Below are 26,614 nucleotides of genomic sequence, written 5' to 3' on the forward strand. Positions count from 1 at the left end.
TCAAGGGGCAATCAACGATTTCCTTACCGTTTCGTTAGATATGTCGGTAACGCATACATTTCGCACACTGATCCTTGGTTAAGCCATCGGACGGGCCGACAATCAGTCGACAGTCGCCGAGACCAAGGAGGCGCCGGTGCCGGAGAGTCGCGACCACGCAGTGGTGGTCGGAGCCAGTCTGGCCGGTCTGCTGGCCGCACGGGTGCTTTCGCGTCATTTCGGCCGGGTCACCATCGTCGAACGCGATCACCTCCCCGGCACACCGGACGTACGACCGGGCATCCCGCAGGGCCATCACCTGCACATCCTGTGGACCCGCGGGCTGGAACTGATCGAGGGGCTGTTCCCCGGGTTCGAGGAGGAGATGCGCGCCGCCGGGGCGCCGATGCTCCGGGCGCCGCAGGACGCGCTCTGGCTCACCGCGGCCGGCTGGCGTCGGCGCTTTGCGGTCACCCGCCTGCTCACCTTCGGCCGCGGCCTCCTGGACTGGACGCTGCTCGGACGCCTGGCCGGTGACGTCGAGCTGATGACCGGGTACGAGGTCACCGGCCTGGTGCCTCGGGGCCGGGGCGTCGCGGGCGTCATCGCGCGCGAACGGGGCGAACCCGGCGCGGGCGAGCCCCTGCGGGCCGACTTCGTGGTCGACGCGAGCGGGCGGAGCGCCCGTACGCCCGGCTGGCTGGCCGAGCTGGGCTATCCGGCCCCCCGCGAGACGGTGGTGGATCCGCTGCTCGGGTACGCGAGCCGGCACTACGCCATCCCCGAGGGCTTCGCCGCCGGCTGGAAGGCGCTGTACCTGCAGGCGGACCCGCCCGCCACCAGGCGCACGGGTGGCCTGTTCCCCATGCAGGGCGGCCGCTGGATGTGCAGCCTGAGCGGAGCCGGCCGCGACTACGCCCCCACCGGCGAGGAGGCATTCCTGGACTTCGCCAAGAACCTGCGCAGCCCGCTGCTCTACGAGGCGATCCGGGACGCCGAGCCGCTCACGCCCATCGTGGGCTTCCGCCACACCGCCAACCGGCGCCGCCACTACGACCGCCTGCCCGCGTGGCCGGACGGGTTCGTCGTGATGGGCGACGCCTTGTGCACGTTCGACCCGATCTACGGTCAGGGCATGAGCGTCGCGGCGCTCCAGGCCGTCGCGCTGGACGGCTGGTTGCGCGGCCACGCCGACACCCGGAGGTTCCAGCGCACGGCCGCGCGGGTCGCCTCGGGCGCCTGGCTGATCGCCACCGGCGAGGACCTGCGCTACGCCGAGACCGAGGGCCCGCCGATCCGGCTGCGGACCCGGATCGTCAACCGGTACGTCAGCCGGGTCGTCGGGGCCGCCAACGTGGACCGGCGGGTCTGCGCTCAGCTCCTCGACGTGCTCGCGCTGAGGTCGCGGCCCGCGTCGCTGTTCCTGCCGCCGGTGCTGCTCCGCGTGATGACCGCCGACCGTTCCGCCGCCCCGCTCGAAGAGGACCTGGTCAGCGGCGCGGAGCCGGGCCCTCCGGCCGGAGGTGCCGCATCAGGTCACTGAACAGCGACCAGGCCGCGGGGTCGAGGCCGTCGCCGAGCGGATACCACATCGCGCGGGCACGGCCGGGCCCGATCGGCTTCCCGGCCACGGGGCCGGCCTGGGCGTGTTCGAGACCGATCTCGCGTACCGCCTCGGTCCCGATGGCCAGGCCGACCGGTGCGGGCGCGCCGCACCAGCGGGGCGAATAGGTCAGGTCCGGGCGTCCGGCGGTCCGCTGCACGGTCATCGACAGCAGGGTGCCCGCTTCGGCGAACTCGGCGGCGAGCCGGGGCAGCAGGTCCAGCGGCGGTTCCTCGCCCGGCTCGTGGCCGACGACGAAGCTGATCTCCTCCTTGACGCCGGACGTCACCCTTGACACCGTCTGGCCGCCGATGAAACGCCGTTCCCCGGCACCGGTGAACATGACCCAGGTCGACTTAGGCGACCGGCGGTGGCACAGCTCGGTCAGGGCGGCGCGGTCCCACGGGTTGAGGGCCGGCTCGGCGATGCCCCAGCCGGCTGGGCCGCCCCCGGCGAGGACGGTCGCCAGCCTCTCCACGGTGCCGCCGAGCACCAGATCGTTCGCGGCCTGGTGCAGGACCTTCACGTCCAGCACCAGGTGGGCGCCGAGTTCCGGCGCCGGACGGGCGAACGTCGGCGAGGGCCCGGCCTTGAGGCGATCGCCCGGTGCCACCGAGAAGGCCGAGCCGTCCCAGACGAGCGGCATGCCGGAGAAGCCGTCGAAGTAGCCGGTGTCGCCCGGCTCGCGCACCACCCACCGGGCCTTCGGCTGGGAGAGGGTCATCCGCAGCGGCATGGTGATCCGCGCGTCGGCCGAGGTCAGGATCTGCAGGCCCTGGCGGGCTTCGGCGCACGCCTTGGCCGCGTCGACCAGCCATGTGGCCAGCGGGACCACGGGGCGGTCCTGGATGACGACCGCCGCCTTGTCGGTGACGATGTCCACCGCGGGGTGGAGCGTCGTCACGGCGTCGTCCTGGACTTCCGCCGCGCCGTCCGGCTCGCTCATCTCTGCCCCTCACGCCATCCGGTCCATACGGTGCCGCCGAGTCGGCGGACCAGCTCCTCGGCGAATCTTCGGCCCAGCGCGGCCGAGCGCGGGTCCGTTCCGGACGCGCGCGCCTCGACCCACCAGACGGGTGCGGGGGCCCGGGCGGCGACCTCCGCGCCGAGCAGCCGCTCCACCTCGCCCTCGACGCGGACGAACTGCGGGGGTTCGATGCTCACGAGGGTCCGGCCCTGATCGTCACAGAGCTGGATGACCGCGCCCTCGATGGCCCCGCGGACCCGCAGGTCCTTGCCGGTGTCGACCATGCTGTCGATGATGGCGCGCACGTCGGGTGCCTTCTGGACCAGGGCGACGACGTCGTGGGTCACTGGTTCCCCTTCGTGGTGTCGGTACCCGCCGGCGCGGGGGCCTCGCTGAGTGCGGTCTGGATCAGATGCGCCGATTCGCCGCGGCGGATCCACTTGCCCCTGCCCGGCGGCTGCTGGGCGGCGTAGACCCGCGGGAACAGCTGGCCCTCGGACCGGTCCCCGGACATCAGCAGGGCGCCGGTGCCGATCTCACGGATCGCCTGGATCAGCGGATCGTACAAGCCCCGGCTCGCTCCGGCGACCCTGCGGGTCACCACGAAGTGCAGGCCGATGTCCCGCCCGGCCGGCACGAACGGCAGGAACGGTGCCAGCGGCTGTTGCCCGGCCGTGGTCAGCATGTCGTAGTCGTCCACGAGGACGACGATGCGCGGCCCCTCGAAGCGCCCCTCGTCGGCGAGGGCCGACTGGTCGCCGTCGCCGGGCATCCGCTCTTCGAGCTCCTTGGCCACTCCACCGGCCAGGCCCGCGCACACCCGCGCGTTGCTCGCGTAACCGCCCAGGTAGGTCTCGGGTACGAGGTCGCGCAGCCCGCGCCGCGGGTCCATGACGGCGAACACGACCTCCTCCGGGGTGTGGCGGTCGATGAGGCCCTGGGCGATGAGCCGCAGCAGATTGGTCTTGCCGCATTCGCCGTCGCCCAGCACCAACAGGTTCTGGTCGCGGTCGAACAGGTCGAGCAGCACGGGGTCGAAGGCGCGCTCGTCGATGCCGATCGGCACCCGGTGCCGCTCGTGGTCCGGTCCCGGCAGCGACCTGACGGCCAGTTCGTACGGGAGCACCCGTACCGGAGGCGCGGTGACGCCGTGCCAGGCACTGCGCACGGTACGGGCGGTCGTCTCGACCACCCGGCCGAGGTCGCTCGCCTCCGGCTGCCGGTCGATGCGGGGAAGGGCCACGTGCGCGAACAGTTTCGAGTCGGTGAGGGCACGGCCCGGCAGCTTGGCGCTGATGGTCTCGGCGAGCTTGCGGTCCACCGCCGAGTCGGACGGGTCGTTGAGGCGCAGTTCGATCTTTTGACCGAAGTTCGACTGCATGGCCATGCGCACGTCGTTCCAGCGCAGCATGCCCGCGACGATGTGAATGCCGTAGCCGCCACCGCGTTGCAGGAGGTCGCCGACCATGTCGTCGATCTCCTCGAAGTCGTTCCTGATCGCGCCGAAACCGTCGATGAGCAGGACGACCTCGGCGGAGGGCAGCTCGGGCACCTGCCCCGCGGCGTGCATGTCACGCAGTCGCTGGACCGAGTCGATGCCGCGCACGCGGAACACCTCCTGGCGGTGGTCCAGCATGCCGCAGACCTCCTCGACGGTGCGGCGCACCCGCTCCCGATCGCCCCGCCCCGCGACGCCGCCGACGTTGGGCAGGCCGGAGAGCACCTGCAGGCCGCCGCCGACCAGGTCGACCGCGTAGACCGCCGCCTGGCCCGGCGCGTGCGTGAGCGCCATCGACAGCACCAACGTGCGCAGGAGGGTGGTCTTGCCGGTCTGCGGACCTCCGATCAGCGCGACATGGCCGCCGGCGGCGGTGAGGTCGATGTTCCACAGCCCCTGCCACTGCCGCTTGGGGTCGTCGAGCACGCCGACGGGCACGTGCATGGGCGGCACCCGGAGGGGCAGCCACATCCCGTTGTCGGTGACCCGCACCGGACCGGTGAGCATGTCGAGGGTGATCGCCTCGGGCAGCGGCGGGAGCCAGATGTTCTGTACCCGGTCGCCCTGCTTGCCGAGCTGGTTCACCATCACGTCGAGCAGTGTCGGGCCGACGGTGCGGTCGGGCAGATCGGGGCTCACGTCGCCGGCGGCGTCGTCGTCCTGCTGCCCGGAGGCGATGGTGTTGTACGACGGATAGGGCAGGACCGGCGCGGCCTCGTCGGTCTCCTGGACCATCACCGCCGGGCCGCGGTAGGGCCCGGAGACGTACCCGGCCTTGAACCGCTGGTAGACGCTGGTGTCGACCTTGAGATACCCGAAGCCCGGCAGCGCGGGGAGATGGAAGGCGTCGGGCGTGTCGAGGACGGTGCGGCTCTCCTCCTCGGAGAAGGTGCGCAGCCCCAGCCGGTACGACAGGTAGGTGTCGAGCCCGCGCAGCTTTCCGCCCTCGATCCGCTGGCTCGACAGCAGCAGGTGCACCCCGATGCTGCGCCCGATCCGGCCGATGGAGAGGAACAGCTCGATGAAGTCCGGCCGGGCGGTGAGCAGTTCACCGAACTCGTCAATGATCACGAGGAGGTGCGGCAGCGGCGGCATGCCGGAGTCGTGCTGGCGCCGGTAGGTGTAGTCACCGATGTTGGCGATGTTGCCGGCGTCCTTGAGGACCTGCTGACGGCGCTGCACCTCGCCGGCGAGGCTGGAGTAGACCCGCTCGATCAGGCCGGCGTCGTCCTCCAGGTTGGTGATGACGCCCGCGACGTGCGGCAGGTTCTCGAACGGTGCGAACGTCGCGCCGCCCTTGTAGTCCACCAGCACCATGCTGACCCGCTCCGGCGGGTGCGAGGCGGCGAGCGCGAGCACCAGGGTGCGTAGCATCTCGCTCTTGCCGGATCCGGTGGCCCCCACGCACAGGCCGTGCGGACCCATGCCCAGCTGGGCCGCCTCTTTGAGGTCGAGAATGATCGGCTGCCCGGCCTCGTCGATGCCGATCGGCACGCGCAGGAAGTTGCGCTCGGTGCGCGGCGCCCACAGCCGCCGCACGTCGAGGTCGCTCGGGTCCTCGACGTTCATGAGCGAGGTGAACTCCACGCTGCCCGCGTGCGCCGCCTCCTCCTCGAGCGATTCGCGCGACAGCCGGATGGGGGAGAGCATCCGCGCCATCCCGCTCATCATCGGGCCGCTCACGTCGTCCACGGTGCCGGTCAGCACCACGGGCGTCTCGCCGCGCAGGTCCTCGACCCGTACCTGGTCGCCGGCCACCGTCATCCGGACGCTGACCTCGCCGGGCTCGGCGACCTGGTCGGCCACCAGATGGATGACGGTCGTGCCCAGGGCCTCCGGCGACAGGCCCTCGTCGGGACGGATCAGCTCGTCCGCCACCTGTCCATGGGTGTCGTGCACGACCAGCAGCCGGCGCATCAGGCGGTAGGCATCGCGCTTGCCCATGCCCCGGCGGATCTCCGCGGCGAAGTCGCTGCGCTGGCGCAGGTCGTCGGAGAGCAGCGCGCCGAGCCGCAGCGGAGTCGGCGCGATGAGCCGGGCGTTCACGCCGCCGTCCCGCCGGTGCGGGTCGAGCACGTGCGGCAGCCACTTCAGCCAGTCCCAGTCCGGGGTGTGCGCCGCACGGTGGGCGACGGCGATGGCGATGTCGCCGGGGGCGTGGAAGGCGGTCACCTGCAGCAGCAGCGCCCGCATCAGCCGCAGCACGTCCTCGCGGGGCCCGATGACGCTCACGTTCCCCGCGAGGTCCAGCGGCACCGTCAGCGGCATGTCCGGCATGCTCTCGAACCGCCGGATGGCGGCCCTGGCCTCCGAGGCCATGAACGGGTCGGTCGGTGCCAGCGCGCTGCCCTGCTCGCCCAGCATCAGCGGGTCGCCCGGCATGTAACCGGTGCCGATGCGCACCTTGAGGAAGTCCGCGTGCTGGCGTCGGCGCTCCCACAGCCGGGTGGGGTCGCGTACGACGTCGTACAGCGCCTCGGGGGGCGGATCGAGCAGCCGGGCCTGGGCACGGATCTCGCGTTCCTGCCGGCCGAGGTCCTCGCGCAGCTCCTCGAGGTAGTCGAGGTAGCGCTCACGCTGGCTGCGGCGCTGCCGGCCCACCTGCCCGCGCCGCGACAGCAGCATGGCTGCGGCGGCCACCACCGCGACGACCAGCAGTACCGCGCCCAGCCCCATGAAGGCCGGATTGCGCACCACGGTCATCAGGGTCAGTGAGGCCATCATGCCGACCATCGGCAGAATGGCCATGAGCTGGTTTCCGCCGCCCTGCTCGTCCGGCAGGGTGGGCGGCGCCTCGATCTGCCGAGGACCCTGCCCGGCCGGAGGGTGGACAGTGCGCGCCGGGCGGTGGACGATGCGGGTGGTCACCAGCCCTCCTCCACGTCGTCGATTGTCGTGTACAGCCTATGGGCGTGGGCCATCGCGCCGATCGTTCCTGCGCCGAAGCTGCGATCGCCGAAGCGGCCGCGATGGTAAGAAGGATCTGTGAGTGCAGCCCTTTCACGGGGGACGGGCCGATGAGCACCGAACCGCCGGACGTCCCCGACGTCGCGGCCGACGTGCATGCCCTCATCCAGGACCTGCTGCCCCTTCTCGTGCCGGACGCGCGCTTCAACGCCGAAGCGGCCGAGGTCGTCCTGCCGGTCGGCCGGGCCGAGCCGCGCGCGGCCACGGCGGTCATCGTCGAGCGGTGCGCGCGCGCCCCGCAGCACAAGTGGCCGAAGCTCATCGAGGAATGGCTGCTCGGCGTCAGCGACCGGGCGGCGATGGCCATCGGAGAGATCGAGCTGCTCGGTGACGTGCGGCGGCTGCTGCGGCTGCGCATCGTGCCCAGGGTGCCGGACACGGCCCGGGAGACCTTCGTGGTCACCGAGTTCGGGCGGCACCTGGACGCGATGGTCGTCATCGACCATCCGCTGTACGGAGGGCCGCTGACCAAGGAGCGATGCGCCCGGCTCGGGCTGTCCCGGGTCGGCAGCCTGGCCGTCAACAACACCCACGAGCGCGAGCTCATCGGCGTCATCGCCACCGAACGGCCGATCACGATGACCGAGTCCGTACGGCTGGTCACCAAACCCGGCAACCGCTACGTGTCCGCGGCGCTCACCGAGCTGCCGCAGTTCCTGCCCGGGCCGTGCCCCTACGGCGCGCTGGTCGGCGTGCCCGATCACAACACGCTGCTGCTGTACCCGGTGACCTCCACCGCCGTCTTCGACGTACTGCCGGTGTTCACGGACGTCGTCGGTGAGATGTACGAGCGCAGCGACGACGCGTGCTCCAGCGACACGTTCTGGTGGCTGGACAACCGGCTCGCCCTGGTGACGCCGGACGGCGCGCCGCCGGCCGAGCTGTCCGGCCTCATACCGCGTATTCCGCCCAAAGGGTGACATTGGGGGGCCGCCTCAGGCTGCGACCGCGCGGCGCATGGCCTCGGCGGCGATACGTACGCCCGTGAGCCTGGTGGCATAGGCCATCCGGCGCGCGTCCAGAGTGGTGCCGAGCGCGACGTGCCGGTCGTAGGCGAACCGCACGGCGCCGGCACCGGGTTCCTGGACCAGGGTGGCCGCCCGGCCGAGATCGAGCACCGACTCGGCGTCCGGGTTGCGGGCGACGAACACCACGACCGTACGGCGGACCAGCTCGGACAGGCCGCCGAGCATCATCCAGTCCAGCGCCTCACGGGCGCTCACCGCACCGTCGTACGTGGCATGGGTGACGAGGATCTGGGCGTGCGCGCTGCTCAGCACCGTGCGATGCAGGTCACCGAGCAGGCCCGCCCCGCAGTCGATGACCGTGAGTGCGAAGAACCGGCTCAGTGGCGCGGCGGCGCCCTGGTACGTTCCCGCGTCCAACGTGCTGTCGTGCACAGCGGACCGGGTGCCCGGCAGAACCCACATCTGCCGGCCGGCGCGCGTCAGATACGGCTGGACCTCGTCGAACGAACCGCTCTGGGCGAGGTTCGGGTCCAGGTCCCCCAGCGAGTGGGTGGGCGTGATGCCGAGCCGCAGGGCCAGCGAGCCGAGGCCGGGGTCGACATCGAGGGCGAGCACGCGGTCCTGCCGGTAGTGGCCGTACACGGTCGCGAGCAGCGCCGCGATCGTGCTCTTGCCCGCGCCGCCGCGGATGCTCGTCACGGCGATGCGCCGGCCGGTGGTGACGGGATGCTGGACCCATTCGCCGAACTGCGCGGCCGTCTGGACCTCTTCGGCCGGCCGGAAGACCTGTGCGACCCCGTGGCCGACCCGGCGCATCAGGGAGTCGCCGTGCGCCTGCTGCCCGACGAGCTCACCGGCTTCCCGCCGTGCCCCCGGCAAGAGAGCCTCGGCGCCGAGGCTCGGTACCCCGGCCGGCGGCACCTGCGGCACCTGCGGCACCTGCGGCACCTGCGGCACCTGCGGCACCTGCGGGCCTGGGGACCCGGGCTGCGCGGGCGGAGCGTAGGTCCATGAGCCCTGCTGGTGCGGGTCCGGCTGTCGCCCGGCGACCGGCCCGGCCGCCGCCGGCTGTTCGGACCCGGACCCAGACCCGGCTCGAGGAGGCTGGGGCTGGGACGCGGGCTGCTGATACCACTGCGCGTTGCCGGGCGGAGGCTGCTGGGGATACCACTGTGCGGGTGCGGGTGCCGGTGCCGGCGCTGGGTGCGGGGCCGGGGGAGCCTGGCCGCCGTACCACTGCCCGGGCGGTGCCTGCGGTGTGGACCGGGGGTCGGGCGCCGCCGCGGGCCTCGACGCGTGCTCGCCTGAGGCGGGCGGCTCGCCCGGCCCCTGGTCAGGGTCGGGTCGTGCGGCGCCCGGCGGGTCGTCCCACCCGCTGCGGTTCTGGTCCGCCACCCCGGCTTCCTCTCGGCTCAGAAGGTATTGAGCAGGCGCTCGAAGGTCCCGAAGGCTCCGATCGCCACAGGCACCATCACGACGACGGCCACCGCCTCGATGCGGTTCGTGATCCGCCGCAGCCTGGCCCGTACGTGCTCCGGCTGCTCGGTGGACAGCACCACGATCGGCAGCAGCAGGATGAGCAGCAGTACGGCGATCGCCGGTGCCACCGCCCATGGCTCATGGTCGGCCCAGGCCAGGACCAGGTGGACGATCACCGAGATGGCGGCGCCGAGCAGTGTGATCTTCTCGATCGCCAGCGGGAACACCCTTGCCCGGCTGGCCACGACGATCGCGAGCAGGACCGACAGCGCGGCGGTCCAGCCGTTGAAGACCGTCTTCGTGCCGTACCCCGCCACGACCACCGCGATCGCCACCGCGACGGTGGCGATCACCATGCTGTGGTGCGCGCTGGCCAGTGCCGTCGTGACGTCGCTGCGTGCGACAGTGGCTCCGGCGCTGCGCCGGTCGTCCAGCGTCGTGAGTCCCGAGAGCATCAGCGCGATGCGCAACAGCAGGCTGAGCAGGATCACGCAGACGATGGCGAGGACGGCCGAGACACGCGCGGCGTCCAGGTCGAGGCCGGTGCTGATGGTCCAGGCCAGGGCGAGGACCAGGGCGAGGGCACCGCCGATCGTCCCGCCGCCGCGCAGCGGAGACGTGAGGCCGAGTCCGATGGTGACCAGACCGGCGAGTACCGCGATGCCGCCCCAGCGCGCCCAGCCTCCCCAGGCGTAGAGGTCGGCGGCGAACCAGATGGACAGGCCGCCCATGCCCGCGCCGCAGAGCGACAGCGCCGTGCCCAGCGGCTCGCGCCAGGTCGCGCCGATCGCCATGCCCGCGAGGAGCAGGAGGAAGGCCGCCGCGGCCACGATCGCCAGTCCTCCGGCCTCGGGCAGGCCGTTCCTGATGAGCAGCCCGATGGTCAGGGTGAGCGCCGTCGCACTGAACGTGGCCGTCCATCGCATCGGGCCGGGTCCCCAGCGCCAGACATGGCCGTCGAGAGCGTCGCCGACCACCTCGGGGACCTCGTGCACGACGGGGGCCGGCAGCGGTTCTTCGGCACGGATCAGCCGGAGCACGGAACCGTCGGGGATCCTGCGCTCGGCGAGGGTGGAGTTCCCGTCCAGCACGTCGCCGGTCGTGGTCACGAGGTGCCGTAGCCGTGGCGGGTTCTCCACCGGGTCGCCGACCAGTTGCAGCACGTCCGGCATGAGGGCCCCGATCGGCTCCTGCGCGGGCAGGACCGCATCGACCCTCCGCTGGTCACCGACGATCGTGACCCGGCTCCACGAAGCCATGAGCGCCTTCCGTTGACGTCACTCCTCCGGTGGCCTTCGCCCCGGACCTGCATGATGGTGCGCGCGACCGCCGAGCGGCCCCGATCGCCCGGCCTAGTCTGGGATGGTCGCCACCGTGATCCGTTCAAGGTAGCCGTTGCGCAGGAGCCAGCGGACGCTCGGGAGGGCGGGCGGCTGGCTGAACAGGGCCGGCGCGATCGTGAAACGCATGGCTCCGCCGGGTCCTCCGGAACCGGCGGGCACGACTGAGGCGTCGACCTGGAAGGGTCTGACCACTCGGTAGCGGTGGTAGTTCGACGGCACCTGCGAGTTCACGGTGAAGCGCGCGGCCGGCGGCTGTCCCCGCTGGGCGAACGGTGTGCCGGCCGGGAACAGCGCGGATCCGCTCTCCTGACCGAACTGATCCACCAGGGTGCCCTGTGGCAGGGGATAGGCCAACGAGCCGCCGCCCCCCTGCTGCGCCATCTTGGCCCTGACATCGCCGACCAATGACGTGGCGAGCCGAGGGGCCTCCTGCTCCTCGAGCGCGGTCAGGCGCGCCGGGCGGGTCTCCTTGACGACGAGCTCGCCGTACATCCAGCGGCACGCCTCGTCCTCGGTGCCGAACTCGGCGCCGATCCGGCCCTCGCGGCCCTCGACGATCCCGGCGGAGAACTGGGTCTGGTTCCTCGCGAGCAGGTAGTAGCTGGAGGTGCGATGCGCCGGGGGACGCGGCTGGCCCGGGAGCACGTACAGGGACGCCGGAACCCGCGCCCTGGACAGCGCGGTCCGGAGCATCGGAATCGTGACCTGGGCGCCCACCCAGTCGGCCGGCACCTGCGCCGCACCCGGATTCGGCGCGGTCTGGGACTGGGCGGCCTGCTCCTTCTTCTGCTTCAGCAACTGGGTCTGCACGACCGACCAGCCGACGCAGCCCGCGCACGCGACCGCGGCGATGCACAGCCCGATGAGGATCTTGTTGATGTTCTCGTCGAGCGTACGGCGGGTGCGGTGTTGTCCGAACAATGCCGCGTCACGAAGACGCCGACGACGCACTGCCACTGATTCGAGCAGCTGTGTGTCATAGTCCCGGGCCACCCACGTCTCCCGACAACGAACCGGCCCGCCTGCCGGCGGGCGTTGAACACAGTGCGGGAGGGACGCCCCTCAGCGGGTGTCCCCCCCGTACTCGAGCCGTCTGCTTGGCCCTGCCTGGCCGCGCGGTCCGTCAGATGGCCTGGACCGCCGCGCCGGCCTTGCTCAGCGTGGTCTGCGCGGTGCCGTCGTTGGCCTCGAGCGTCCCCTTGACGAGCCGGATGATCTCCCGGACCTCATTGGCCGCGTTGTGCCACTTGAGCTCTTTGGCGCTGTACTCATCGGAGACCCCGGTGGCCTCGAAGTCCGACATCGCGGTCGAGACATCGGTGTCGCGCTGGCCGATGAGGGTTTCGAGCTGACCGATGATCGCGTGGATATTGGTCTGTGCCTCCCCCGAGGCATCGATGTCGTAGCTGCGCCGTCCGTTGCCGCTCATTACAGTGCGTCTCCCTCGATCTCGCTCAGCTCACCGGAACTTGGCGGCGTCGAAGTTGGCCGAGCCCATCCTCGACTGGGCCTCGTCCGCCATCGACTGGTCACCGGAAGAGAACGCCTGCTCCATGCCCATTTGACCGGTATTGACCGATCCCAGGCCGGCGTTGAGGTCCGCCGTGATCTGGTCGGCATTGGCCTTGAAGGAGTCGAAAGTCGCCTTGCCGGCGCCGTTGAACTTGCCCACGAGCGGCTCTGCCGCCTGGATCAGCTGCCTGACCAGAGTCCCCAGGTCCTGGTTCGCGCCCTGGGTGCCCCGCGCCAGGGTGACCAGCGTCTGATCGCCCTGGTCCCACCGCCCTGACATGCTCTCACCTGCCCACTCAGTTCGTCACTTGTCGCGCTCTGTCCGTTCGAGGGAACCTCAGCACGAACGCCATCGCCCATGCTCTCACAGGTCGTGGCTTCGGCTCTTCCCTATATGTAGATGTGACCGGAGGAGCGTTGGTTCCCACGTATCCAATGTGTTCGTCCTTGAATGTACGGCCGCAAAGGGCGTGCGGACCAGATGCGTCCCGGCATAGTCTTGCTTTACCTTGATTTGACCGGAACCTTCGGAGGGTTCGCGCCATCAAAGAGTCTGGGCGACATGGCGGATCAACGGGAGGCGGGGTCATGAAGTTCGAGGTGGTGGAGCAGCCCGGCTGGGACGCTCTGGGCGACCATGCGGACGACCATGCCGAGATGAACACGTCCCGTCCCGACGAGGACGGCACCGGCGCGTCGGATCCCCTCACGGCGCTCAAGGCGGGGACCGCCCGGCTGGCATCGGACATCAAGGCGGACGCGCAGCAGATCAGTGAGAGCGTCGCCCAGATGGCGGACCTGGCCGGAATGGCGGCGGCGGCGACCGTACGAAAGCACGGGCCGACGACCACGCGCCCGCCCGCCGGTTTCCGTGCGGGCCGGTTCAGCGGCACCCGAAAGTCGCCCGACGTCGAGTCCGCATTCCAGTGGCCGTCCGGTGGCACCGGGTCGATCGACTGACGAGTAGGAACGGAGAACAGCGGCATGTCGAGTTGGGACATCGACCCTCCCGGCGTGAGCGGCGTCGTGACCAGGGTCGCGGGGCACGTCACCGACGGCGCCGGCGGCGGGGGCGGCGACGGCAAGACCCTCCAGAAGCAGGTGACCGACTTCGCCAACCACGTCGAGGACGCGGGCACCGGCGCCGCCAGCGCTCCCATCGGCACCGCGCTGAAGGAATTCGTCGAGCACTACTCGCCCACTCTCAAGAGCATGGGCACCAAGACGAGCAGTTGCATCACGGGCGCGGTCGCGGCCACCAGGGCGTATATCGACGGCGACCTGGAAATGGCCGCGGAGGCCCAGCGGAACGCGACTCGGCAGTGAACGGGCCGGCGGCGTCGGATGCCCGTACATGGGCGAACGGGATGCCGCCGGCACCAGTGGACACCAGTACGGACGCCGGGGACGCCGGCGCGGATTCGTGACGATGACGGAGACCGGGCAGATCCGGTCATCGGGTTTTGGGTGGTGTGACGACGTTGAGTGGTGTGATCGATCCGGGTGCGATTCCGATTCCTGCGGTGAATCCGGAGGAGGTGGATGCTGCTGGGCGGGCTCTGAAGGCGGATGGGGTGAGTATCGCTCAGAAGGGTCATGACATCGATTCGGCGTGGCAGGGGTTGTCGCAGTTTTATTCGGCGCCTGAGGCGGGGTTGCTGTTCGCCGGGACGAATCCGGTGGCGTCGGCCGGGGATTCGTTGAAGGCGCCTACGGGTACTGCGGGTGATGCGTTGGTGACGTTTGCGGCGACGGCGCGGACGTTGGTGGGGGATCTGCGGCGGTTGAAGTCTGAGGCGGTGTCGTTCCGGGCGAGTATCGATGGGGACGATGATTGGCGTGAGGATGAGGACAAGGTCAATCAGCATAATGACCTGAACAATGATGTGATGGCCAAATTGGTGGCCTATCAGGAGGCGGAGCGGACCTGCGCGAACGCGATTACGGCGTTGTTCGGCGGGACGCGTTTCATTGGTTCTGATCCGACTGCTGATGAGCAGTTGGTTCGGAATGGTGAGCAGGTTTACGGGTTGTCGCGGACGATCGAGGACATCGAGACTCCGTGGGCGAAGCCGCAGGAGTACGACGCGCCGTGGTACGAGGATGTCTGGAACGGCGTCAAGGACTTCGGTGTCGGGATCGTGCAGGACCTGGCCTCGCTGGTGGGCATGTACGGCGAGGACGGCTGGGGCTGGCAGGGCTGGGACGGTCTGCTGGGCAACTGGGAGGCCATGGCGGGTGGCCTGGTGGGCCTGGTGGGTTTCTACGGACCGGACGGCTGGGGGTGGCAGGGCTGGGGCAACCTCGGCGACAACTGGCTCGGCCTGGTGAACGCGTTCGTGCCGTACCGGGAGTGGGACGGCGGCAACGGCGCGGGGTACGTCATCACCCAGAGCGTGCTGAACATCGGCAGTTGCTTCCTCGGTGGTGCCGGTGTGGTCAAGGGCCTGATCCGGGCGGGCCGGCGGGGCGACGCCGATGTGGACGTCGATTCCCCGGACGCCAATCGGGTCGACCTGGACCAGGCGGACCTGCCCGGTCAGCAGTCCAACCTGCCCTCGACCCAGGATCTGCAGAACTCCCTGGACGACCTGGATCTGGACACCGACGAGCTCAACGGCCTCGACGACGCCCTGCGGGACGCCGACGGCTTCGACGACGTGCCCGCCGACAACACCCCTGACAGCACGACCGACAACACGCCCGACCGCGAACCGGTCAACGTCGGCGGACGCGAGCAGAACGGCGACGGCGGCCAGCAGCAGGGTGACCCTTCACCCACGGACGGCGGCGGAGACGGTCCGACCGACCCGCCCAACGGCGACTCCGACGGACCCGGCGATCAGCAAGGTCAGGGCGACCAGAACCCGGGTGATGGGAACACCTCCGACCCGGACAACGCAGATCCGGACAACGCAGATCCGGACAACGCAGATCCGGACAACGCAGATCCGGACAACGCAGATCCGGACAACGCAGATCCGGACAACGCAGATCCGGACAACGCAGATCCGGACAACGCTGACCCGGACAACGCTGACCCGGACAACGCTGACCCGGACAACGCTGACCCGGACAACGCTGACCCGGACAACGCTGACCCGGACGGCGCAGACCCGGATCATGACGGTGCCGACCCCGGTGGGCACACCGATCCGCTCCCCGGGCGGGTCGAGGACGGTATCCGGCGGTTCGACTCCGATGCCGATGGTGAGCGCTACGGGGAGGAACGCCTCGGCGACGTCTACCGGAATCTGCCTCCCGACCTGCAGAACGCGGTGCGGTGGTACACCAGGCAGTCGTTCCCGAACCCGTTCCTGCGCCCGGGTGCCGATCTGCCGGCCGCCCTGCACCGTGCGTGGAACAGCGTCCAGCCGGGATGGCATCTGTTCGAGATGAACGGTGGACGTCCCCCGTCCATCGCCGACATCTACGATGCGTCACGCCGGACCGATCTGACACCGGATCAGCGGTCCATCGTCGACGACATCCTGCGCCGCCCGGACCCAGAGGCGCGACTGGAGGAGTGGCTCAACTACTCGGGCCATCGCGGATTCCTGGCCCGGTACTTCGACGGATTCCCGAGCGAGGCCGACTTCTGGCACCGGATCGACGAGATCGATCGGGCGCTGGACCAGCCGCTTCCGGAGGGCGTCCAAGTGCAGCGAGGTCTGCACGACGTAAGCTTCATGGATGGGTTCGATCCGAGCAATCCCAGGGCGCTGGAGGGGACGACCCAGACCGAGCCGGCCTACATGTCGACCTCGCTGGGCAGGACACCCGCCGTCGTCGATGGGAATCCGTTCAAATTCAACCTGCACATCAATGTGCCGGAAGGCTCGCCCGGGCTGTGGATGGGCAAGCAGAGCGTGTTCGATGACCAGCGTGAGCTGATCCTGCCGCGGGGCACCCGCTACCGCATCAACAGCGTGACGCCGAACGCCCATGGTGGATACGACATCGACGCCGACGTTCTGCCGTAGGTGAGCATGTACGAACAACGTGAAGGGAGTGCGGCCGGTGGGCCCGCAGAGCAAGCAGAGTGATCCGCTGTCGGGTGGACAGAACGGCCCGCCTCCCGGCGGGACCGGATCGGGGCCCTCGGCCGCGGACCGGCCGCGTCGTTCCGGTCCTCCGCCGGGCACGTACCTGCTCATCACGAAGGGCCCCGTTCACTACCTTCCCGTCACCCTGACCGGTGAGGTCATCGGCTACCTGTGGGCATCGCCGACCGAGAAGGCGGGGGGGTATGTGCGCCGGCTGACCGCGTCGGAGGAGGCGTTCCGGTCGCCGGTGACGTGGTCGGAACGGATGCGAGAGTCCTATGGTGAGGGCCTGTCGGCGTTGCAGGCACTACGCCGCTGGCAGGGTGCCCCTGAAGATCCGCAGGGTGGTGCGATCGCCGCCGACGCCGAGGAGGGCGAGGCGGCGAGTCTGGCGGAGTTGTACGAGCTGGCCAATCCGGGCGGCGACCCTCCCCCTGACTCCCTCGGGCCGGAGGGCACGTTCCCGGATGGCACGCCGATGGACCGGTCGAAGGGGTGGGGTGATCTGTCGCCGTTCACCCTGGAGAAGCCGGGTTACTCCTTCCAGGCCGATTCGGCCGTGCGCTATCTGCCCGTGACCAAGGGCGGTGAGGTTCTCGGCTACCTGTGGGCGTCCGGTACCGAGGACGCCGCCGATTACCAGCGCCGCCTGTCCGCCGGAGCCGAGGGCTTCCGCGCCGGTCGACTATGGATTTCCCGGCTCGACCAGTGCAAGAAAGAGGGGTTGCCCCCGCTGGACGCACTGCGCCGTTGGATCGGTGTGCCCGAGGACCCGGAGTGGGGTGGCGTCGCCGCCGATGCGCAGGAGCAAGAGGCCCCCAGCCTGGACGCGCTGAAGGAGATCGCCGGACGCTGAGCGCGCGTTCTGCCAGCGCGCTCGTCCACTCCCGGCGCGGGCTCAGAGGGCCGCCTCGGCCTTCGCTGAGCGCGCGGCGTCGTCGGCCTCGGTGCTGGAGAAGGTGGTGCCGCCGCGGACCAGCAGGGGCAGTGGCGCGATCACGAGGACCAGGAGCGCTCCGGCGACGAGCACGTCGCGGGTGCCGAGTGCGCCGACGACGACACCGGCGAGAGCGAAGCCGAGTGGCGTCAGCCCGTCACTCCCGAGCCAGTCGAGGGCCAGGACGCGGCCGAGCAGGTGGTCGGGCACGTCCTGCTGGATCGCCGTCATCCAGAGGATCTCGAAGATGGTGAGTCCCATGCCCGCGATGGCCCAGCACAGCACGACACCCGGAAGCGGCAGGAAGGCCAGCGACATCATCGCCCCGAAGATGGTCATCACTCCGAGAGCCCCCACGACGCCGGGACGGCCGGTACGGATCCTGCTGCCGAGCAGGGCGCCGAGGATCGATCCAACCCCGAGGGCGGTGAACGCGGCACCGTAGGCCTGGGGGCCGCCCAGGCGTTCTTCCGCCACGATCGGGGCGGCGACGATCGCGGGAGCCATGACGAAGCCCATGACCAGCGTGGACATACAGATCGACGCGGCGAGCCAAGGCCGCACCCGGATCGCTTGTACCCCCTCGGTGAAGTCGCGGGCACCACGTCGGAGCAGACCCGCCTCGGCGGCTCCGGCCTTCTCCGTACTCGCGTGTTCTCTTATCAGCGACAGTGTCGCGAGGCTGGCGGCGAACGTCGCGACATCGATCCACAGGGCGATCCCCGCCCCGTGGGTGGCGATGACGACGCCCGCGAGCGAGGGTCCGATGACGATGGCGATGTACTGCGACAGCGAGGTGAGCGCGTTGCCGGCCTGCAGATGGCTTCGGGGGAGGACCCGCGGCAGCGCCGCGCGGTAGGCGGGCTGGAACATGCCCTCGGCCGCGCCGATGCCGACGATCGCGCCGATGAAGACCGGCCACGGCAGGGTCGCCGGGGCGAAGGCGATGATGATCACGCCGACGATCCGTACGCCGTCGGTCGCCATCATCACCCGGCTGCGCCGCCAGCGGTCGCCCACCGAGGTGGCGACGACCGTCCCCACGAGCAGGGCGATGCCCTGGACCGCCAGTACGAGACCCAGCCCGGCCGCCCCGCCACGACGGTCGAGGACCACGAGCGCGACGATGATGGGGAACATCCGGTTCCCGATCGCGCTGAGCGACTGACCCGACCACAACAGCGCGAAGTCGCGATGGGACAACGCGGCGAGCATGCCGGGATTGGATGGAGGCGGTTCCTCGAGGGCGGACGGGTCATCGGGTGTGCCATAAGCCATGCAAGGGCCCCCAATCACTTTACCCAGATTCTGACTGGTTTTCATTCCGGATGCAGCATCCAGCCATGACTACGAGATTTAAAGCGGTAATGGAGTGCCGGTCAATAGTGCTATGCGCCTGGACCCGGGTGGTTGACCATATTTGGACATCGGCGTTATTATTTGCGGTAAGCGTGGCAAAGTGCTCAGGTGGTGACACATGGCGATCGAGTGTGATCCATAGTAGTCGTCCGACCGCGCAACGTGACTTTCCGTCTTATTGCCAAGGATTACCCCACTGGCGAAAACTAGGACCATGCGAATCTGTCTTGTCTCGATGCCATGGCAGTCGGTCAAGCTGCCGTCTCTGCCCATCGCCCTGCTGCGCGCGCGCCTTGCCGAGAGCCGCCCCGGTGACACCGTCACGGAGTACCACGGTTATCTCCGATGGGCGGAGTTCCTGCTGGAGTCGAGTAACGGTGAGCTGACTCCCGCGCACTACATGTCCGTCGCCGACGACGGTGTGTTCCATGGGCTGGGGGACTGGGTCTTCTCGGGTGTGCTGTACGGCGACCCGCACTGGCGGACCGGCGTGCTCGAGGAGTACGCGCGGGGCTACGGCGTGGACATCGGGGTCGTACGGCGTGCTCGTTCGCATGCCGAGGAGTTCGTCGAGCGAGCGGTGGAGGAGATCCTCGCCACCGAGCCGGACGTCGTGGGATTCACAAGTACGTTCATGCAGAATGTGCCGAGCCTCGCGGCCGCCCGGCGGCTGAAAGAACGCGCTCCGCACATCATCGTGGTCATGGGCGGTGGCAACTGCGACGGTCCCATGGGTCAGGTCCTGCACCGAAACCATCCCTTTCTCGACTACGTCGTACGAGGTGAGGGAGAGCTCGCATTCCCCGAGCTGCTCGGCTGCGTCGAGGCCGGCGTGCGGCCCGTGGACGTGCCCGGCGTGTGCTGGTGGCGGGGCGATGAGCCGGTGGCGAACCCGCAGTCGCGTCGTGCCGTGCCACCGGAACTGATCCCCCGGCCGGACTTCGACGGTTGGCAGCGTGCGCTGGACGCCTCGGGAATGGCCGACCACTTCGAGCCCGAGCTCGTACTCGAAGGAGCCCGGGGCTGCTGGTGGGGTGAGAAGCACCAGTGCACTTTCTGCGGGCTCAACGGGTCGTCGATACAGTTCCGGAGCAGGCCGGCCGAGCGTATGTGGTCCGATATCCGGCACCTCGTGACCCGGCACCGCATTCTCGATCTGATCATGGTTGACAACATCATCGACATGGCGTATTTCCGTGACCTGCTGCCGCGACTCGCGCGGGCCGACTGGGACCTGCGGATCCATTACGAGGTCAAGGCGAACCTGCAGCCGGAACAGGTGGAACTCCTCGCCGCCGCCGGCGTGACGGACGTACAGCCGGGAATCGAGAGCCTGAGCCGCCGGGTGCTCGGCCTCATGGACAAAGGCACGACCGGTGCCATCAACCTGCGGCTGCTCCGCGAGTGCGAGGACCGCGGGATCACCGTGTCGTGGAACTACCTGTACGGATTCCCCGGTGAGAACGCGGCCGACTACGAGGCCGTCATCGACCAGATCCCGGCCCTGGTCCACCTGCAGCCTCCGGGCTCGGTCTCGCGCCTGCTGCTGGAGCGGTTCAGCCCGTACTTCGACCGGCCCGAGCTCGGATTCCGCGCGCGGCGCCCCGCGGAGATGTACGAGCACGTCTACGACCTCCCCGAGCGGGAGCTGCACGACCTGGTCTATTTCTTCGACTCCCCGCCGCTGGGCATCGGCACCGACACCGCGAGACGGCTCCACGAGGCCGTGGAGCGGTGGCAGCGGGACTACCCGCGCTCCAGGCTCATCGTTCGCGACGGATCCGGTGACACGCTGGTCGTCGAGGACGCCCGGGCCGGCCGGCCGCAACGGGAACACGTCCTGACCGGTTGGCGGGCCGCCGCGTACCGGGCGCTCGAACGGGGCCGCGGCCCGGAGTCACTCGTCAAGGCCCTGGCCGCCGCGGGCCACGAGCAGACCTTGGCCGACGTCGAGGACTGGCTCGCCGAGCAGGTGGCGAGCGGCCTGGTGTTCGTGGACGACGGCGTCCACGTCGCGCTCGCCACGCGAGCCGCGCCCCGAAAGGCGGCCGGCCGGCCGGCCGAGAATCTGAAGGTCAACCCGCACGTCATGCTGCCGCTCACCCTCCCGTGGGACAGGTTCGAGAACGAGCCCGCCCTGGCGCCGCCGGTCCCGAGCGTGCCGACGGTCCAGGCATGAGCATGGCCGCTCTCGACGCGACCGGACTGCCCGGCGTGCCGGTGCGCCAGGCGACATACGATCACGTCGAGATCGACGCGCTGATCGAGCTCGGAGCCGAGCCGATGTCCACGGCCCGCGTCGTGGCGTTCCTTCGCGACCAGTGCGCACGCGACATGACGGTCGGCTGGCGAGGCCGGCTCACCGGCTCGCTCGACGTCACCCCGCTCCACCACCTGCCGCCGCCCGAGGCCCTCGAGGGAGCGGCCGCGGAGCGCGCGGGCTGGGAGGAGTCCCACCCCCGGGCCTTCTGCCATTTCCGGCGTGGTCCCGGCTTCATCGTGGTGAAGGACGGCAGGGATCCGAGGTTCGTCGGGCGGTATGTGCTCGACCGGCCCGACCTGGTTGCCGCGTTCACCACCTGCCTGCGGCCCACGCCGCTCGACCGGCTCGGCGCGGCCGAACGGGAGGCCGCGGTGACCTTGTCCAAAGAGCGGCTGCTGCTGGTGATCGAGGGCGTGGCCGTGACGCTCCCGAGCCGGGTGCGCGAGTGGCCGGCATCCGGGCGAAGCGACCGGCCGATGCCTGAGCCCGGGTCCGCGTCCGGGTCCTGACCGGCCGATCAGGCCGGTGCCGGAAGCAACAGCCGGTCGAGCAGCGCGAGCGCGCGCGGGTGGTTCACGAGCCGGTCCACGAGCCGCGTCCCCGGCGATTGAACCGGCCCGGTCCGGGCATAGGGCCCGACCTGGGCGGTGACATCGGCCACTGGCAGGAACATGCGACTCCGCTCCCATCGTTGTTGCCATGTCCAGGAGCTCCGAGATCGAGCCGGAAGGAGAGTCGAGTGAAGATCCCCAAGCCCGTCAACGCGGCCTGGGACTGGGTGGAGGGGCACATCCGCCCGATCGCTCTTGTTGTGGTCCTGTTCATCGCGGCCGGGACGGTGTTGTGGATACCCCAGATCGCGGCGTTCGTCGTGGGCGTCGCCATCGGTGGTCTCGTCGTCCAGATGCGGATGGCGAAGCGCCTGACCAGGTTGCGGGCCGAGGCGGACGACCTGTTGCGGGAGAACGGTTCGCTGCGCCATGAGAAGACCGTGCTCGCCAGCGGCGTGATCTCGTCACAGGCCCTGCTCACCCAGCGACTCCCGGTGATCCCGGACGATCCCGAAGGTCGGTGAACCCGGCGGGCCCGCCCGCGAGTCGGTATGTTCGCACGGGAGGCGAGGGGTACCGATGACGACGAGCGAGCGAGAGTTCACGATCGCGCAAGCGCGTGCGCTGATGCCCGAAGTGCGGGCGAAGGCCGCCGAGATCGTACGACTCCGGGCCGACCTGGCCGAGCTCACCCTCGATCTGCACACCGCCGGATCGTCGGCGATGGGCGGCAGGCCCGAGGCCAAGGCCTATGAGGCCCGGTTGCAGGAGCACGTGACCTGGTTCACCGACCAGGGCATCGAGGTCAAAGGTCTGGCCCCCTTCCTGGTGGACTTCCCCGCTCGTCGCGGTGGGCGATCCGTACGGCTCTGCTGGATCGAGGGTGAACCCGAGCTGGCGTGGTACCACCTCACCGAACTCGGCTTCGCCGGCCGCCGCCCCCTGGACTGACCGGCCGGTCCGCGCGGCGCGCGCCTGCGAGTGCCGGCTCCGACATCGCGCACGTGGCCGTTAGCCTTGAGGGGGAACACGGGGCTCTCCAAGTGGAGGCGGGACGAGGATGTCGGCGACGCGGCTGCTGGTGCTCGGAGGCGTGCGTTCGCTCGGGCGGGCGCATGGCTACCAGATCCGCAGCGAGCTGCTCTCCTGGGGAACGGACGAGTGGGCCAACGTCAATCCCGGGTCGATCTACCACGCGCTGAAGCAGCTCGGCAAAGAGGGGTTGCTGCGCGCCCACGATGTGGAGGAGAGCGATGCCGGGCCGCCGCATACCGACTACGAACTCACGCAGAAGGGCGATGCGGAATTCTTCCGCCTGCTCACGGAGTCGTTGACGAAGGTCGATCAGCGGCAGGACATGTTCTGGGCGGGTCTCGGTTTCCTGTCCGAGCTGACGAGAGAGAAGGCGATCGGCCTGCTGAGGGAGCGGCTGGCCGCGCTGGAGGAATGGCGCGCCTCCGTGGCCCCGCATCTCGGCGACTGGGACCACAGCCTGCAGGAACTGCTGGGCCTGTGGGTCTACTCGGCCGAGACGGGCGCGGAGTGGACGAGGGGGCTGATCGCGCGGCTTGAGGGCGGCGCCTACGTCATGGCCGGCGAAGGGCCTGACGCTCCGGGCCGCCATGCCGCGGGATGCGTCCATGACCTGGAGAACGCGGAGAACAAGGACGGCGCGGCGGTGCCGAGCACGGCCGTGACCGGGGGCGCCGCCGGCGCCTGACGACGACCCGGCCATCCGAACGCGAGTGCCTCCCCGCGTATGCCTATTCAAACTTGACGACTTCCCTCTGGCTGGCTACGCTCCGACTGGTCATCAAATTTGAATAATGAAGTGGGGGTGGGTGCCGTGAAAGACGCAGGAGAAGACGCGGTCGTCGCCGACGGGCTGCGCAAACGCTACGGCGGGACCAGGGCGCTCGACGGGTTCGATCTCAGGGTTCCGGAGGGAACGGTGTGCGGGCTGCTCGGGCCGAACGGCGCGGGTAAGACCACCGCCGTCCGGATCCTGTCCACGCTGCTGCGGCCGGACGGCGGGCGGGCCGAGGTGGCCGGGCTGGACGTGGCGCGTCAGACGCGGCAGGTGCGCTACCGGATCGGGCTGCTCGGGCAGCACGCGGCGGTCGACGAGATCCTCACCGGCCGCCAGAACCTGGAGATGTTCGGCCGGCTCTTCCACCTCGACGGCCGGTCCGCCCGGCGCCGTGCGGACGAGCTGCTGCGACAGTTCGGGCTGGCGGACGCGGCCGGCAAGCCGCCCAAGCAGTACTCCGGCGGCATGCGACGGCGGCTCGATCTCGCCGCCAGCCTCATCCTGGCGCCTCAGGTGCTGTTCCTCGACGAGCCGACGACCGGACTGGACCCGCGCAACCGCGGGGAGGTGTGGGAGTCGATCCGCACCCTGGCCGCCGCGGGCACCACCGTGCTGCTCACCACGCAGCATCTCGACGAGGCGGACCGGCTGGCCGACCAGATCGCCGTGATGGACCACGGCCGGGTGATCGCGGAGGGCACACCGGATCGGCTCAAGTCGAAGGTCGGCGGCGACCGGATCGACCTCGTCGTCCGTGACGCGGCCGCGCTGCCCGCGGCCGCCGAGCTCATCGCCCGCGTCTGCGGCGCCGAGGCCGAGACCGAACCGGAGCTGCGCCGGATCAGCGCTCCCGTCCGGGACCGGATGTCCGTGCTCACCGAGGTCGTACGAGCGCTGTCCGACGCGGAGATCACGGCCGAGGACATCGCCCTGCGCCGCCCGACACTCGACGAGGTGTTCCTGCGGCTCACCGGTCACCGCACCGACGAGGAGGCCGCGGCGTGAAGACCACGACCCCGGCGGTCCTGGGGACCCCGCCGACGCCGGTGCCGCCGGCCACGCCGCTGAGCCTGGCCCGCTGGGCCGTCCTCGACGGCTGGACCATCGCCCGCCGCGACCTCATGCACTGGGTCCGCGAGCCGACACGCATCCTCGGCACCCTGATCTTCCCGATCGTGTTCGTGGTGCTGTTCGGCTACGTGTTCGGCAGCGCGATGTCCGTGCCCGGCGAGGGCGCCTACCGTGAGTTCCTGATGCCGGGGATGTTCGCCCAGACCATGATGTTCGGGATCGGGACGACGATGACCGCCGTCATCGCCGACACCGCCGCGGGCGTCACCGACCGGTTCCGCTCGATGCCCATGGCGCCGTCCGCGGTGTTGACCGGCCGGAGCCTCGCCGACATCGTCAACTCCGTCATCGACGTGGCCATCCTGGTCGCCTGCGGCTATGTCGTGGGCTGGCGCCCGCACGGCGGGGTCGCGGCGACGCTCGCCGCGGTGGGGCTTCTGCTGCTGCTCCGGTTCGCCTGCGTGTGGATCGGCATCTACCTGGGGCTGGTGATCCCGAGCGTCGAGGCGAGCGGCGCCGTGTGGGGACTGCTGTTCCCCTTCACCATGATCGCCAACACCTTCGTGGCACCGTCCCAGATGCCGAACTGGCTGGGCGTGCTGGCCGAATGGAACCCACTGTCCTCCACGGTCGCCGCCACCCGGGAGCTGTTCGGCAACCCCGGACTCGAAGAGGGCTCCTGGATCGCCGGGCATCCGGTGCTCATGGCGGTCGTGTGGCCGTCGGTGCTCGTGGTGCTCTTCTTCCTGCTGTCGATGCGGCGTTACCGGCGGCTGAGCCGCTGACGCCCGCCGGTGCGCGCGGGTCTAGCCTGACAATGGGTCATGTGAACGGTCCGGGCAGGACCACCAACGTGGTCACGCCTGTTCGCGGCATTGGATTCGAGGCCGGAGCAAGCCCGCGGCCGCGGACGCGGATCACGGGGGATCGTACGGACGGTCATCCAGCGCCGGCCGTACGGTCCTCTCGGCCGAAGGCGCGGGTGCTCCTCGCTCCGCCGGCCCGTCGGCGGCCCGACCGGATGGCGTAGCGCGGGACATGGCGCCAGGCCCGCGGCAATAGGGTTTCCACATGTCGATAACCGGAAGAAGCGCGGAGGTACGGCAGGCGGTCATCCTGGCGGGTGGTCAGGCGACCCGGCTGCGGCCCTATACCGATGACCGGCCTAAGGCGATGGTCCCGGTGGCGGGCCGGCCGATCGTGGACTGGCAGCTCGAGTGGCTGGCGCGGGAGGGTTGCGAGCATGTCGTGATCTCGTGCGGCTACCTGGCCGACGTGCTGGAAAAGCACTTCGCCGACCATCCCCACCCGCTGCGGATCGAGGTCACCGTCGAGGCCGAGCCCCTCGGCCGGGGCGGGGCGCTGCGTTTCGCGGCCGGCCACCTGCCGCATCCGGACGAGCGCTGGCTGGCCCTCAACGGCGACGTCCTGTGCCGGTTCCCGCTGACCGATCTCATCGACCGGCATGCGACGGCCGAGGCCAAGGCCACGATCGCCCTCGCGCAGTACCGCACCACCTGGGGCATCGCCACCCTGGACGAGGAGGACCGCATCGCCGGGTTCGTGCAGTCACCGAGACTGCCGTACTGGATCAACGGCGGGATCTACGCCTTCGAGCCCGAGGTCGTGGGGCTGCTGCCGGTCAAGGGCGATCACGAGGACACCACGTTCCCGCAGCTGGCGGTGGACAAGCGCCTGGCCGCGTACAAGATCGATGGCTACTGGCGCGGGGTCGACACCGTCAAGGACGTCAAGGAGGCGAATGAGGAACTGCCCCGGCAGGGCTGGTAGCCGGCACCGCGTCGAGTCCTCCGCCGAGCGATAGTCAGGGCGGCCGCGGCTGCCTGGCCGGGCCGTCCTGACCTGTCTGGAGATCTGAATTCAACGGTAGAGGCTCAGCCGTCCTCGCGGATCACGTCGTAGTCGCCGAAGACGATGGGCCCATCGCAAAGCTCGGCCATCCGCTTGGCGAAACGCTCGGTCTCCTCCATCCGGTTATTGCGCTGCGCTTCCTCGTAGGACGAAAATTCCATGACCGCGACGTAATGGCTCGGGCGGTCATGACAACGGCCCATCATGTCGTGGCTGACCGGGCTCTTCCCCATGGTGTGGACGCGCCACTCGTCCAGGAGCGTCATGATCTCCTGCGGCTTCTTCGTGTCGAACTCCATGATCTGAATGAACACGATATTCCCCCCTTTTCGGTGGTACGGGCACCTCTCATTAGACCTGCGAGGTGGGCACGCCGCAAGGAAAGAATC

General features: G+C 69.9%; 25 protein-coding genes. 14 read left to right on the forward strand and 11 right to left on the reverse strand.

The annotated features are described in order from the left end of the window. Window positions 1-136: 136 nt before the first annotated feature. Window positions 137-1,522: an FAD-dependent oxidoreductase gene (locus tag HKK74_RS11110; RefSeq protein ID WP_187243050.1), complete on the forward strand. Its 1,386-nt coding sequence runs from the start codon at window positions 137-139 to the stop codon at window positions 1,520-1,522. Here the strand turns inward: HKK74_RS11110 and HKK74_RS11115 are convergent. The 3 genes from HKK74_RS11115 to eccCa are packed head-to-tail and all read right to left on the reverse strand — an operon-like array spanning window position 1,470 to window position 6,915. Next, a complete protein-coding gene (locus HKK74_RS11115) occupies window positions 1,470-2,528 on the reverse strand; it encodes a DUF6177 family protein (RefSeq protein ID WP_187243051.1) in 1,059 nt (352 codons plus the stop codon). The two genes, HKK74_RS11110 and HKK74_RS11115, sit on opposite strands and share 53 nt — an antisense overlap. After that, on the reverse strand, window positions 2,525-2,896 hold the full coding sequence (locus HKK74_RS11120; protein ID WP_187243052.1) for a hypothetical protein: 372 nt from the start codon (window positions 2,894-2,896) through the stop codon (window positions 2,525-2,527). Before HKK74_RS11120 ends, HKK74_RS11115 begins: the two co-directional genes overlap by 4 nt. Next, window positions 2,893-6,915 (reverse strand): type VII secretion protein EccCa, encoded by a 4,023-nt coding sequence (gene eccCa / locus HKK74_RS11125; RefSeq protein WP_187243053.1) that lies wholly within the window; start codon window positions 6,913-6,915, stop codon window positions 2,893-2,895. The genes HKK74_RS11120 and eccCa overlap by 4 nt, the downstream gene beginning before the upstream one ends. A gap of 149 nt (window positions 6,916-7,064) precedes the next feature. Here eccCa and HKK74_RS11130 point away from each other — a divergent pair, with 149 nt between their 5' ends. Next, complete coding sequence (locus HKK74_RS11130) at window positions 7,065-7,934, forward strand: hypothetical protein (RefSeq protein ID WP_187243054.1); 870 nt, start codon at window positions 7,065-7,067, stop codon at window positions 7,932-7,934. 15 nt (window positions 7,935-7,949) lie between these two features. Here HKK74_RS11130 and HKK74_RS41350 read toward each other — a convergent pair whose 3' ends face one another. The 5 genes from HKK74_RS41350 to HKK74_RS11155 form a co-directional block, all read right to left on the reverse strand. Further along, window positions 7,950-9,377 (reverse strand): MinD/ParA family ATP-binding protein, encoded by a 1,428-nt coding sequence (locus tag HKK74_RS41350; protein WP_187243055.1) that lies wholly within the window; start codon window positions 9,375-9,377, stop codon window positions 7,950-7,952. Window positions 9,378-9,394: 17 nt separating this feature from the next. Continuing rightward, a complete protein-coding gene (gene eccD, locus HKK74_RS11140; protein WP_187243056.1) occupies window positions 9,395-10,720 on the reverse strand; it encodes a type VII secretion integral membrane protein EccD in 1,326 nt (441 codons plus the stop codon). A 93-nt stretch (window positions 10,721-10,813) separates the two neighbouring features. Then, entirely contained in the window at window positions 10,814-11,755 is a 942-nt protein-coding gene (locus tag HKK74_RS11145) for a TNT domain-containing protein (RefSeq protein ID WP_312881410.1), read from the reverse strand. Window positions 11,756-11,927: 172 nt separating this feature from the next. Beyond that, entirely contained in the window at window positions 11,928-12,233 is a 306-nt protein-coding gene (locus HKK74_RS11150) for a pore-forming ESAT-6 family protein (protein ID WP_187243058.1), read from the reverse strand. Window positions 12,234-12,263: 30 nt separating this feature from the next. Further along, window positions 12,264-12,596, reverse strand: coding sequence for a hypothetical protein (locus HKK74_RS11155; protein ID WP_187243059.1), 333 nt, complete (start codon window positions 12,594-12,596; stop codon window positions 12,264-12,266). Between the two features lie 308 nt (window positions 12,597-12,904). On the opposite strand from HKK74_RS11155, the gene HKK74_RS11160 reads away from it, so the two are divergent. The 4 genes from HKK74_RS11160 to HKK74_RS11175 all read left to right on the forward strand — a co-directional run bounded on the left by HKK74_RS11160 (window position 12,905) and on the right by HKK74_RS11175 (window position 17,218). Continuing rightward, window positions 12,905-13,276 (forward strand): hypothetical protein, encoded by a 372-nt coding sequence (locus HKK74_RS11160; protein ID WP_187243060.1) that lies wholly within the window; start codon window positions 12,905-12,907, stop codon window positions 13,274-13,276. A 24-nt stretch (window positions 13,277-13,300) separates the two neighbouring features. Beyond that, window positions 13,301-13,642 (forward strand): DUF6507 family protein, encoded by a 342-nt coding sequence (locus HKK74_RS11165; RefSeq protein ID WP_187243061.1) that lies wholly within the window; start codon window positions 13,301-13,303, stop codon window positions 13,640-13,642. A gap of 704 nt (window positions 13,643-14,346) precedes the next feature. Then, window positions 14,347-16,299 (forward strand): ADP-ribosyltransferase, encoded by a 1,953-nt coding sequence (locus HKK74_RS42115; protein WP_187243062.1) that lies wholly within the window; start codon window positions 14,347-14,349, stop codon window positions 16,297-16,299. Between the two features lie 37 nt (window positions 16,300-16,336). After that, window positions 16,337-17,218 (forward strand): hypothetical protein, encoded by an 882-nt coding sequence (locus HKK74_RS11175; RefSeq protein ID WP_187243063.1) that lies wholly within the window; start codon window positions 16,337-16,339, stop codon window positions 17,216-17,218. A gap of 42 nt (window positions 17,219-17,260) precedes the next feature. Here the strand turns inward: HKK74_RS11175 and HKK74_RS11180 are convergent, their stop codons facing one another. Beyond that, window positions 17,261-18,514, reverse strand: a complete 1,254-nt coding sequence (locus tag HKK74_RS11180; RefSeq protein WP_187243064.1) for an MFS transporter — start codon at window positions 18,512-18,514, stop codon at window positions 17,261-17,263. A gap of 358 nt (window positions 18,515-18,872) precedes the next feature. On the opposite strand from HKK74_RS11180, the gene HKK74_RS11185 reads away from it, so the two are divergent. Together HKK74_RS11185 and HKK74_RS11190 are read left to right on the forward strand one after the other, a co-directional pair. Next, a complete protein-coding gene (locus HKK74_RS11185; protein ID WP_187243065.1) occupies window positions 18,873-20,837 on the forward strand; it encodes a RiPP maturation radical SAM C-methyltransferase in 1,965 nt (654 codons plus the stop codon). Continuing rightward, entirely contained in the window at window positions 20,834-21,430 is a 597-nt protein-coding gene (locus HKK74_RS11190; protein ID WP_187243066.1) for a DUF5825 family protein, read from the forward strand. Before HKK74_RS11185 ends, HKK74_RS11190 begins: the two co-directional genes overlap by 4 nt. Before the next feature lie 8 nt (window positions 21,431-21,438). On the opposite strand, the gene HKK74_RS11195 is transcribed toward HKK74_RS11190, so the two are convergent. After that, on the reverse strand, window positions 21,439-21,594 hold the full coding sequence (locus HKK74_RS11195; RefSeq protein ID WP_187243067.1) for a hypothetical protein: 156 nt from the start codon (window positions 21,592-21,594) through the stop codon (window positions 21,439-21,441). Window positions 21,595-21,660: 66 nt separating this feature from the next. On the opposite strand from HKK74_RS11195, the gene HKK74_RS11200 reads away from it, so the two are divergent. The 6 genes from HKK74_RS11200 to HKK74_RS11225 all read left to right on the forward strand — a co-directional run bounded on the left by HKK74_RS11200 (window position 21,661) and on the right by HKK74_RS11225 (window position 26,144). Further along, on the forward strand, window positions 21,661-21,996 hold the full coding sequence (locus tag HKK74_RS11200; protein ID WP_187243068.1) for a hypothetical protein: 336 nt from the start codon (window positions 21,661-21,663) through the stop codon (window positions 21,994-21,996). 55 nt (window positions 21,997-22,051) lie between these two features. Then, the gene (locus tag HKK74_RS11205) at window positions 22,052-22,423 is read left to right on the forward strand and encodes a DUF2203 domain-containing protein (RefSeq protein WP_187243069.1); all 372 of its coding nucleotides are present in this window, start codon (window positions 22,052-22,054) and stop codon (window positions 22,421-22,423) included. A 109-nt stretch (window positions 22,424-22,532) separates the two neighbouring features. Beyond that, the gene (locus tag HKK74_RS11210) at window positions 22,533-23,192 is read left to right on the forward strand and encodes a PadR family transcriptional regulator (RefSeq protein ID WP_187243070.1); all 660 of its coding nucleotides are present in this window, start codon (window positions 22,533-22,535) and stop codon (window positions 23,190-23,192) included. Window positions 23,193-23,318: 126 nt separating this feature from the next. Further along, window positions 23,319-24,287 carry an efflux ABC transporter ATPase subunit, DrrA-related gene (locus HKK74_RS11215; RefSeq protein WP_187243071.1) on the forward strand — a complete coding sequence of 323 codons (969 nt, stop codon included), beginning with the start codon at window positions 23,319-23,321 and terminating at the stop codon, window positions 24,285-24,287. Then, window positions 24,284-25,138 (forward strand): ABC transporter permease, encoded by an 855-nt coding sequence (locus HKK74_RS11220; RefSeq protein WP_312881411.1) that lies wholly within the window; start codon window positions 24,284-24,286, stop codon window positions 25,136-25,138. The genes HKK74_RS11215 and HKK74_RS11220 overlap by 4 nt, the downstream gene beginning before the upstream one ends. A gap of 286 nt (window positions 25,139-25,424) precedes the next feature. Then, entirely contained in the window at window positions 25,425-26,144 is a 720-nt protein-coding gene (locus HKK74_RS11225; RefSeq protein ID WP_187243072.1) for a nucleotidyltransferase family protein, read from the forward strand. A 104-nt stretch (window positions 26,145-26,248) separates the two neighbouring features. Here the strand turns inward: HKK74_RS11225 and HKK74_RS11230 are convergent, their stop codons facing one another. Beyond that, window positions 26,249-26,524 (reverse strand): hypothetical protein, encoded by a 276-nt coding sequence (locus HKK74_RS11230; RefSeq protein ID WP_187243073.1) that lies wholly within the window; start codon window positions 26,522-26,524, stop codon window positions 26,249-26,251. Window positions 26,525-26,614 lie beyond the last annotated feature (90 nt).

This window comes from Actinomadura alba (assembly GCF_014323705.1).
GTDB classification, from domain to species: domain Bacteria; phylum Actinomycetota; class Actinomycetes; order Streptosporangiales; family Streptosporangiaceae; genus Actinomadura_C; species Actinomadura_C alba.

Bases quoted from the DNA above. Each gene is read 5' to 3' on its own strand.
- HKK74_RS11225 (WP_187243072.1), top strand. From the start codon at position 25,425: ATGTCGATAACCGGAAGAAGCGCGGAGGTACGGCAGGCGGTCATCCTG.
- HKK74_RS11210 (WP_187243070.1), top strand. From the start codon at position 22,533: ATGTCGGCGACGCGGCTGCTGGTGCTCGGAGGCGTGCGTTCGCTCGGG.
- HKK74_RS11115 (WP_187243051.1), bottom strand. From the start codon at position 2,528: ATGAGCGAGCCGGACGGCGCGGCGGAAGTCCAGGACGACGCCGTGACG.
- HKK74_RS11205 (WP_187243069.1), top strand. From the start codon at position 22,052: ATGACGACGAGCGAGCGAGAGTTCACGATCGCGCAAGCGCGTGCGCTG.
- HKK74_RS11160 (WP_187243060.1), top strand. From the start codon at position 12,905: ATGAAGTTCGAGGTGGTGGAGCAGCCCGGCTGGGACGCTCTGGGCGAC.
- eccD (WP_187243056.1), bottom strand. From the start codon at position 10,720: ATGGCTTCGTGGAGCCGGGTCACGATCGTCGGTGACCAGCGGAGGGTC.
- HKK74_RS11185 (WP_187243065.1), top strand. From the start codon at position 18,873: ATGCGAATCTGTCTTGTCTCGATGCCATGGCAGTCGGTCAAGCTGCCG.
- HKK74_RS11165 (WP_187243061.1), top strand. From the start codon at position 13,301: ATGTCGAGTTGGGACATCGACCCTCCCGGCGTGAGCGGCGTCGTGACC.
- HKK74_RS11130 (WP_187243054.1), top strand. From the start codon at position 7,065: ATGAGCACCGAACCGCCGGACGTCCCCGACGTCGCGGCCGACGTGCAT.
- HKK74_RS11190 (WP_187243066.1), top strand. From the start codon at position 20,834: ATGAGCATGGCCGCTCTCGACGCGACCGGACTGCCCGGCGTGCCGGTG.
- HKK74_RS11155 (WP_187243059.1), bottom strand. From the start codon at position 12,596: ATGTCAGGGCGGTGGGACCAGGGCGATCAGACGCTGGTCACCCTGGCG.
- HKK74_RS11180 (WP_187243064.1), bottom strand. From the start codon at position 18,514: ATGCTCGCCGCGTTGTCCCATCGCGACTTCGCGCTGTTGTGGTCGGGT.
- HKK74_RS11195 (WP_187243067.1), bottom strand. From the start codon at position 21,594: ATGTTCCTGCCAGTGGCCGATGTCACCGCCCAGGTCGGGCCCTATGCC.
- HKK74_RS11230 (WP_187243073.1), bottom strand. From the start codon at position 26,524: ATGGAGTTCGACACGAAGAAGCCGCAGGAGATCATGACGCTCCTGGAC.
- HKK74_RS11150 (WP_187243058.1), bottom strand. From the start codon at position 12,233: ATGAGCGGCAACGGACGGCGCAGCTACGACATCGATGCCTCGGGGGAG.